Below are 7,873 nucleotides of genomic sequence, written 5' to 3' on the forward strand. Positions count from 1 at the left end.
TGCGAATGCTTCAAAGAGAGCACGCCATCCGGAGCGCGCCGCAGATCGGAGGGCACCTGCGCGCCGATATCGCTTTTGGCCGGCGTAACACCGCCATCGGCCAGCCACAGCGCGCCAGTCACGTAGCTCGCTTCGTCGGACGCGAGAAACGCGAAGATGTTGGCCATCTCTTCTGGCGTTCCCCGCCGACCAAGAGGAACCATGGCGTCGATTCCCAATTGCTCGGCCTGGCCGATCGGACTGTCGGCGCCTCTGGTCCACGCCGTGTCGACGGGACCCGGGCAGACGCAATTGGCGCGTACGCCGTACGGCGCCTGCTCCAAGGCAACGCCCTTCATGAAGGCATGAAGGAAGCCCTTGCTTCCGCCATAGGGGGTGAACCTGGGAGAACCGTTCAGTCCGGATTCCGAGCCGGTGAAGACGATATTGCCCCGGCTCGCCCGCAGATGCGGCAAGGCGAACTTTGTCACCAGAAATGCCGTCCGAATATTGTTCCTGATGGTCTGATCGAAGTCCTCGATGCGATAATCATCGGTCGCGGCGTTGGCGATGAAAATGCCGGCATTGCTGACGAGAATGTCGAGCGACCCGAAACTTTGCAGCGCGAGCTCGACACACTCTCGAGCATGCAATTCCTCCGCAAGGTCGCCGAGGTGCACGATTGCTCGACCGCCGGCGTTCGTGATCGCGTCGGCGACGTCCTGTACCGGATCGGCAGGCAGGCCGCTCAAGACAAGCCGCGCGCCTTCGCGGGCGAACTTTTGCGCGATTGCTTCGCCGATTCCGGTGCCGGCTCCGGTAATGATCGCAACCTTGTTCCGTAAGCGCATGTGTGTCTCACTTTCTGCGTCAACGGCGTTCCTAAACTCCGTCCATGACTGAAGGCTTGATCAGGATCAAACGCGCCGTCATCGAGGAGGCTTACCAATCATTGAATTATTGCAGCTTCCTCCGCAGGAGACTGATCGATGGATCTCAATGACGCAATCACCGGCCGTCGTGCGGTGCGTGAATACACCGCCCAGACAGTTGACGAGAAATTGATCCGTGCGCTGATCGATGCGGCAGTCCAAGCGCCGAGTGCCGTAAACCAACAACTGTGGACCTTCACGGTCGTGCGCGATCAAGGCGTGCTCGATCGAATCTCGCGCGAGGCCAAATCGCACATGCTTGCGACGATGCCCGCGAATTCGCTATCCGATCATCTCCGGCCCCATCTTGTGGACCCGGACTTTCACATCTTCTATCACGCGCCTGTGTTGATTCTGATCTCGGCCAGCGCGCAGGGTCCCTGGATCGTCGAGGATAGTGCGTTGGCGGCCGAAAATCTCATGCTCGCCGCACACGCCGCTGGGCTCGGCAGCTGTTGGATCGGGTTTGCGCAGAGTTTTCTCAATACGTCCGATGGAAAAAATGCGCTCGGCCTTCCTCCCGCCTGGGTGCCGGTTGCGCCAATCGTCGTTGGATATCCCAAGGCTGCCCCGCCGCCCGTCCCTCGTAACGAGCCTCAGATCCGCTGGGTTGGCTGAGAACCGTCTCCGGGCGGGACGCCGACAGACATGGTTATGCGTCTCGCCTTGGACTGGACAGATTATTCATTACGGACGATCAAAGCCCAGTCAAAGAAAGTCAGTGATATGCAGCATCTCATCGTCGTTGCCCATCCTGCCAAAGATAGCTTCACGATGGGGCTGACTCGTAGTTATGCCGCCGAGTTGGAAAGGCTCGGGCATAGCCAGCGGACATGCGATCTGTACCGCATGGGATTCGACCCTGTACTGTCCGCGCAGGAGCTTGTGCCGGTCGATGCCGATCATCCAGCCCGAACCGACGTGGCGAAGGCACAAGATGATATCCGCGCCGCAGACGTTCTCACCGTCATCTATCCATTGTGGTGGATGTCGATGCCGGCGATGATGAAAGGGTATATCGATCGGATCTTCGCGCGCGGATTTGCTTATGAATCCCATAACGGTGTCGTGCGAGGTCTGCTTTCCGGAAAGAAAGCAGTTCTGATCACGATTTCCGGAGCACCGTTGCCGCTGCTGGTTAAAAGTGGCAACTGGAATGCCGTGCAGGTTCTGCAAGACACGCATGTCTTCCGCTCCGCCGGGTTTGAATTGCTGGAGCATCTGCATTTCGACGAGGTCGTGCCCCAGCTCCCGAAACCGGTCGCTGAGCAGCACATGGTGCTGGTACGTTCCTGCGCACAGCGGCATTTCCCCGCGAGCTAGAACAATTTGGACGGCCCCGAAGACGTTCCTGCCGATCGTTGCTTCGGATCAAAAAGGAGAATGACTCATGGCAAAAAGCCAAATTGATGCCCCTGTATGGTTTGTGACCGGCTGCTCAAGCGGCTTTGGCCGGGAGTTTGTCCGCTCGGCTCTCACACACGGGTTTCGCGTCGTGGCGACGGCGCGCGATCCGAAGAAGCTCTATGACATTATCGCCGGGCATAAGGGCCAGGCGATCGCGCTTCCGCTGGATGTGACGAATGCCGAAGAGATCAAGCACGCCGTCAGTGAGGCCGAACGCGTGTTTGGCCGTATCGATGTGCTCGTCAACAACGCCGGCTACGGCTATTTGGCTGCCGTCGAAGAAGGCGAGGAGAAGGACATTCGTGCCATGTTCGAGGCGAACTTCTTCGGTCTCGCCGCCATGGTCCGTGCGGTTCTGCCGGGAATGCGCGCTCGGCGGCATGGATGTATCGTCAATATCGCTTCCGTCGGCGGGATCGTCGGCTTTGCGGGGTCGGGCTACTACGCGGCCACGAAATTTGCGGTTGAAGGCTTGTCGCAGTCCCTCGCCAAGGAAGTGGGACCGCTGGGGATCCGTGTGCTGGTCGTCGAGCCAGGTCCGTTCCGGACCGATTGGGCCGGACGATCCCTGAAACAATCGGCCACATTCATCAGCGATTACGAGCAGACGTCCAGTGCACGTCGGCGCGAAATGGCGGGATATAGCGGCAAGCAAGCGGGCGATCCGGCGCGGGCTGCGGAGGCCGTTATCGAAGCGGTACAATCACCCACGCCTCCGCTGCATTTGGTGCTGGGTCGCGCCGGCTTCGACAACGTCGAAAACCAGTTGAAGTCGATGCTTCAGGAGGTCGAACGCTGGAAGCCGACGACTTTGGCTGCGGACTACCCTGCAGCCTGACGCACCGTCGGCGCGATATCGTTTCGTTCGAGCGGCAGAAGCGAGGTTTTTGAGCCAGGCTGGCGCCGGCAAGCAGGCGCACGACTTGCCTTGTCTAAGGCCGCCTTACGCGGCGAAACGTGTTGGCGGCGCCATGAATTCCGGTCCGACAGGATCGCGGATGCAATCGGAGAGGATGCGGTCGATCTCCATCAACGCATTGCTGTCCAGCTTCCAGCCCATGACCTCGGTGACCTGATCAAGTTGATCGGGATGTCGGGCGCCCCAGAGCGCGATACTCAGCGGCTGCTGATCGAGCACCCAGCGCACCGCCAAATGGAGGACGCGCTTGCCGTACTTTTCACGCGCGAACGCATCGAGCTGCTCGACCGCATGAAGATATTGTTGCAGGCGCGGGGGTTGGAACTTGGGATCGGTACGTCGCAGATCGTCGCCGTTGAAGCTCGAATCGGCCTTCATCCGGCCGCTCAGCAAGCCGCGGCACAACGAGCCGTAGGCGAGCGTTGCAATGTTCTTGTCGCGGCAATAGGGCAGGATGTCCTTCTCAGCCTCGCGCTCGAACAGATTATGCGGCGGCTGCACGGAGTGCAGCGGCGCGACGGATCGGAATAGATCCATCTGTGCCGGGCTGAAATTGCTGACACCGATCGCCCTAATCTTGCCCGCCCGGTGCAGCTCCGCAAGCGCCCGCGCCGTTTCCTCGATAGGGGTGCTCGGATCTGGCCAATGAACCTGATAGAGATCGATGACATCCGTACGCAACCGACGCAGTGAATCCTCGATCTCCTTCTGGATTAGCGCCTTGCTCGCGTTTCGGAACGGCGCTCCGTCGCGCCAATCAAGGCCGACCTTGGTGGCAATAAGGACATTTTTCCGTTGTCCGCTTTCCGCCAGCGCCTTGCCGACAATTTCCTCCGCATGGCCGAAGCCATAGACCGGTGCCGTATCGATGATGGTTATGCCGCGATCGATGGCGCTCCGGATTGTCCGGATCGACTCCTGATCGTCGCTTCCGCCCCACATCCATCCGCCGATCGCCCATGTTCCAAGCGCGATGCGCGAGGGAGTGAGGTTAGTGCCGGGAATGGTCGTCGTTTCGAGCGTGACATTTGGCATTGTTCAATCCTTGTGATGCTATCGCGAACCGGGATAGCAGCTGTCCTGCTGCCCCCGATCCGTCTGCCAGGGAGGAAAAGCTCGGCCTTAGGCAGCATCACTCTTGATCGGCGTCATGAACGGATAATCGGTGTATCCGGCTGCGCCGCCGCCGAAGAAGGTTGCGCGATCGGGAATGTTTAGCGGTGCGCCAGCGCGCAAGCGCTCGACGAGATCCGGGTTGGAAATGTAGAGCCTGCCGAATGCGACGAGGTCTGCGAGGTTGTGGCGCCGCGCCTCAAGGGCCAGCTCCAGGTCATAACCGTTATTTGCGATATACAGTCCGTTGAACGACCTTCTCAAAATCTGCAGGTCGAAACCGCCTGAGACCTCGCGCGGCCCTTGCGTGGCGCCTTCGATGATGTGGATGTAGGCCAAACCGAATGCGTTCAATCGTTCCACGACGTAACCGTAGGTTCCGGCGGGATCACTGTCGAGGGCCGCACCGTTGACCGGGCTGACCGGCGAAAGGCGGATCCCGACGCGGTCGCCGCCGCAGACGCTCACCACGGCCTCTATCACTTCGAGCAGCAGACGCGCGCGGTTCTCGCGTGACCCACCATAGGCATCTGTTCGCTTGTTGGTGCTGTCGCGCAGGAATTGCTCGATGAGATAGCCGTTGGCCGCATGAATTTCGATGCCGTCGAAGCCGGCGGCGAGAGCGTTCGCCGCGGCGCGGCGATACTGCTCGATAATCCCGGGGATTTCGGAAGTCGCAAGCGCGCGTGGTGTAACGCAGGGCTCAAAGCCAGCCATGGTATAGGAGGTGGCTTCCGGCCGAATTGCCGAAGGAGCGACCGGCAAGGCGCCGTCGGGTTGCAGCGAAGGATGTGACACGCGTCCGACATGCCACAGCTGGGGAAAGATCCGACCACCGCGGGAATGGACAGCCTCGGTTACTGGCCGCCACGCCTTGACCTGCGCGTCATTATTTATGCCTGGCGTAAAGGCATAACCTCTTCCCTGCGGCGAGATATTCGTTCCTTCGGCGATAATCAGGCCTGCAGAAGCGCGTTGTCCATAATATTCAACCATCAAGGGCGTCGCCAGACCATCCACGCCAGCGCGGCTCCGCGTAAGCGGTGCCATGACGATGCGGTTTGCAAGGTGGTAGGGACCAAGTCGCACCGGCTGAAAGAGATCGCTCGGCGGAGTGGTCATAACGCTTTTGTCCGGCATGGCATTTCTCCTTCGGATGTCGTCGGCGATGCAAGTTTTGCGGATAATCAAGCAGCCAATACAACACCTGCCGCAGAAATCCGGCCTTGATCCTGGTCAAGTGACGAAAGCGGTGCAGGTCTTCAAGGACAACATGCGAGAGCAAAGCGGTCGGCAAGGACGGCAAAGCGCTCGCGGGTGCGGCCAAGACGTGCATCGTTGCCCCAAATTTTTCGTCACTTATTATTTTTGCCTTTAACCGTGCTCGCAGGCCGATGGTTTTTTCGGGCATGCGCTTTGATCCGGCGCAAGGACATGTTCCCACAATGGCGATATGCGTTCGCCATGTTCGAGGTGGTGATAACCGAGCACAGCTTCACCGAGTGGGAATGGCGTGTCTGCGACCGCAGCGGACGGCCCATAATGGTGGGATGGCAAAAATGCCGCAAGGACGCCAAATATCAGGGCGAGGGTGCGCTATTCCGTCTGCTCGCTTCCGGCTGGAAAACCCCATCCAAAAGAAACGGCGCCAGGCCGGGGGAGAGCTGAGGCCGTCATTTCCTCGGATGCCATGAAAGGCCGAAGGAGCCGACGTGAGCTTAGACGATCAGCCTCTCAACGATCCGCGCCATACCGCCGTTCACGAGGCCGGTCATGCCGTGATCGCGCGTGTACTGACGCTGATGTGCGGCGGCGCGAGCATCGTGCCGGACCATGAAGTCGGAGGAGCTGGGCACAGCATCACCGCTGATCCGTTGGAATGTGAAGCAGAGTGGTTGAAACGCGGCAGGTTGCGACACGAAAATGCCGTTTGGCATGCGCGGATCATAACGTACATGGCCGGGGCCGAATCCGAAGTAGTGATCCTTGGCTCGACACAGGGCGGCGACGGTGATGACCGTTATCAGATCGCGCTGATGTCGGAAGAACTGACAACCGGAGCTGATTGGGATCGGCTCGAAGCCCGGCTGCGCGCCATGACGCGTACACTGATCCGTCGGCATCGTGTCTTGATCGAACGTGTCGCCGATACTCTGCTCGCAAAAGGCAAGCTGACTGCCAAGCAACTCGACAGGCTGGTCGGTCGCAGCGTTAATGACGTCAAGGTCAATGCTCCGACGTTGCTGATGATGAGCCGAGCAAGGCGGCGTCCCGCCTAACTAAACACTCAATAGCTCTTCGCATATCCCGGCGTATCCTCCTGCCGTGCCACCTTGCAAAAAACGTCTTTCCCGCCGCATTTACCGCAATGCATTTTCGCGCCCAGCTCTGCAATCGTCGTGGCGCTTATCATCAGCCTTGGCCGTTGCTGTCGGACTCACGGCGATGGCGCGGTCGTTGCAAGCATCACTTGACATTTGTCAAAAGTAGCTCGACTTGTCACTTGTCAAAAGCTCTCGGAGGACGGCACCACCATGAGGCCCAGCAAGAAGAAGATTGCGGCAATGGCACTGCTGACGACCGGCAGAGCGACGGTGTCTGAAGTCGCGCGCCTTGCGGGAACCTCCCGGCAGCGGGTGCAGCATTGGGTCAAGTACGGGATCGAGCACAAGGGGCCGCCATGGCCGCGCGGCTATACGCCCCCGCTCGAACTCGACGTGCGTGCGGCGCGATCTGCATGGCTGGCAAAGCAGTGGGCGGCTGAGATCGAGGCCCTAGGGGCAGAGGATCACGCGACTGAGCACGAGTGGGACGCAGCGCTTAAACGAGTGCACCGCCGCTTGTCAGCGAACGCTGAGTCATGACCGGCGATCCTAAGCTGATCATATTCGCCGACGGCTGAAGCTGTGATTGAGAAAATGTGAATTTCACCATCCCTTCGGGAGTCCGCCCCGAACATCGGTCGAAAGTTGCTCGCTCTCTTGCTCGCCATGCGCGCAGTATAAAGCGCAGCCTTTTTCGTTTGCAGTTGCGCCTCCAAGTCGAGTATTTGAATGCATGGCGGTGAATCGAGGAAGTGTCCCGATCGACTATTTTCCAAACAGCGTGCGCTCGCCAGAGGATGATTCATGGCTACTCGCCGAATGGCATCGCTTTCTTCTCGAAAAGTGATTTACGCGGCAATGGTTGGAAATCTTCTGGTTGCCGCAACAAAGTTCGGTGCGGCCCGATGGACGGGCAGTTCCGCCATGTTGAGTGAAGGTGTCCACTCCGTTGTCGACACTGGAAACTCGCTTTTGCTTCTTTACGGTCTACACCGCGCGGAAAGGTCGCCAGATCACGATCACCCGCTGGGGTACGGCCGTGAAATATATTTCTGGAGTTTCGTCGTCGCCGTGATGGTTTTTGCACTCGGGGCCGGGGTGTCCTTCTATGAAGGCGTCGCACATGTCCTATATCCCGAGCCGATCCGGAATGCTGCAATCAACTACGCGGTTCTTGGTTTGTCAGCGCTGTTCGATGG

At 59.3% G+C, this 7,873-nt stretch carries 10 protein-coding genes; 7 read left to right on the forward strand and 3 right to left on the reverse strand.

From position 1 onward, the window contains the following. Positions 1 to 830 (reverse strand): SDR family NAD(P)-dependent oxidoreductase (locus tag E8A46_RS21055; protein WP_291565414.1); only part of this gene is annotated, 830 nt, incomplete at its 3' end. 138 nt (positions 831 to 968) lie between these two features. On the opposite strand from E8A46_RS21055, the gene E8A46_RS21060 reads away from it, so the two are divergent. The 3 genes from E8A46_RS21060 (at position 969) to E8A46_RS21070 (ending at position 3,156) form a co-directional block, all read left to right on the forward strand. Further along, on the forward strand, positions 969 to 1,529 hold the full coding sequence (locus tag E8A46_RS21060; RefSeq protein ID WP_291565416.1) for a nitroreductase family protein: 561 nt from the start codon (positions 969 to 971) through the stop codon (positions 1,527 to 1,529). A 30-nt stretch (positions 1,530 to 1,559) separates the two neighbouring features. Then, on the forward strand, positions 1,560 to 2,234 hold the full coding sequence (locus E8A46_RS21065) for an NAD(P)H-dependent oxidoreductase (RefSeq protein ID WP_291565418.1): 675 nt from the start codon (positions 1,560 to 1,562) through the stop codon (positions 2,232 to 2,234). A gap of 67 nt (positions 2,235 to 2,301) precedes the next feature. Further along, positions 2,302 to 3,156: an oxidoreductase gene (locus E8A46_RS21070; protein ID WP_291565421.1), complete on the forward strand. Its 855-nt coding sequence runs from the start codon at positions 2,302 to 2,304 to the stop codon at positions 3,154 to 3,156. A gap of 105 nt (positions 3,157 to 3,261) precedes the next feature. Here E8A46_RS21070 and E8A46_RS21075 read toward each other — a convergent pair whose 3' ends face one another. Continuing rightward, positions 3,262 to 4,272, reverse strand: a complete 1,011-nt coding sequence (locus tag E8A46_RS21075; protein ID WP_291565424.1) for an aldo/keto reductase — start codon at positions 4,270 to 4,272, stop codon at positions 3,262 to 3,264. Positions 4,273 to 4,359: 87 nt separating this feature from the next. Next, positions 4,360 to 5,472, reverse strand: coding sequence for an alkene reductase (locus E8A46_RS21080; RefSeq protein WP_291565436.1), 1,113 nt, complete (start codon positions 5,470 to 5,472; stop codon positions 4,360 to 4,362). A 216-nt stretch (positions 5,473 to 5,688) separates the two neighbouring features. Between E8A46_RS21080 and E8A46_RS21085 the strand changes: the two genes are divergently transcribed. From E8A46_RS21085 to E8A46_RS21100, 4 genes are all read left to right on the forward strand, one after another. Next, positions 5,689 to 6,018 carry a hypothetical protein gene (locus tag E8A46_RS21085; protein WP_291565428.1) on the forward strand — a complete coding sequence of 110 codons (330 nt, stop codon included), beginning with the start codon at positions 5,689 to 5,691 and terminating at the stop codon, positions 6,016 to 6,018. Positions 6,019 to 6,062: 44 nt separating this feature from the next. Continuing rightward, positions 6,063 to 6,629, forward strand: a complete 567-nt coding sequence (locus tag E8A46_RS21090; RefSeq protein ID WP_291565430.1) for a hypothetical protein — start codon at positions 6,063 to 6,065, stop codon at positions 6,627 to 6,629. A gap of 285 nt (positions 6,630 to 6,914) precedes the next feature. Next, a complete protein-coding gene (locus tag E8A46_RS21095; RefSeq protein ID WP_291565432.1) occupies positions 6,915 to 7,214 on the forward strand; it encodes a hypothetical protein in 300 nt (99 codons plus the stop codon). Between the two features lie 264 nt (positions 7,215 to 7,478). Further along, the coding region (locus tag E8A46_RS21100; RefSeq protein WP_291565434.1) for a cation transporter at positions 7,479 to 7,873 on the forward strand (395 nt) is incomplete at its 3' end.

Source organism: Bradyrhizobium sp., from assembly GCF_004799445.1.
GTDB lineage: Bacteria > Pseudomonadota > Alphaproteobacteria > Rhizobiales > Xanthobacteraceae > Bradyrhizobium.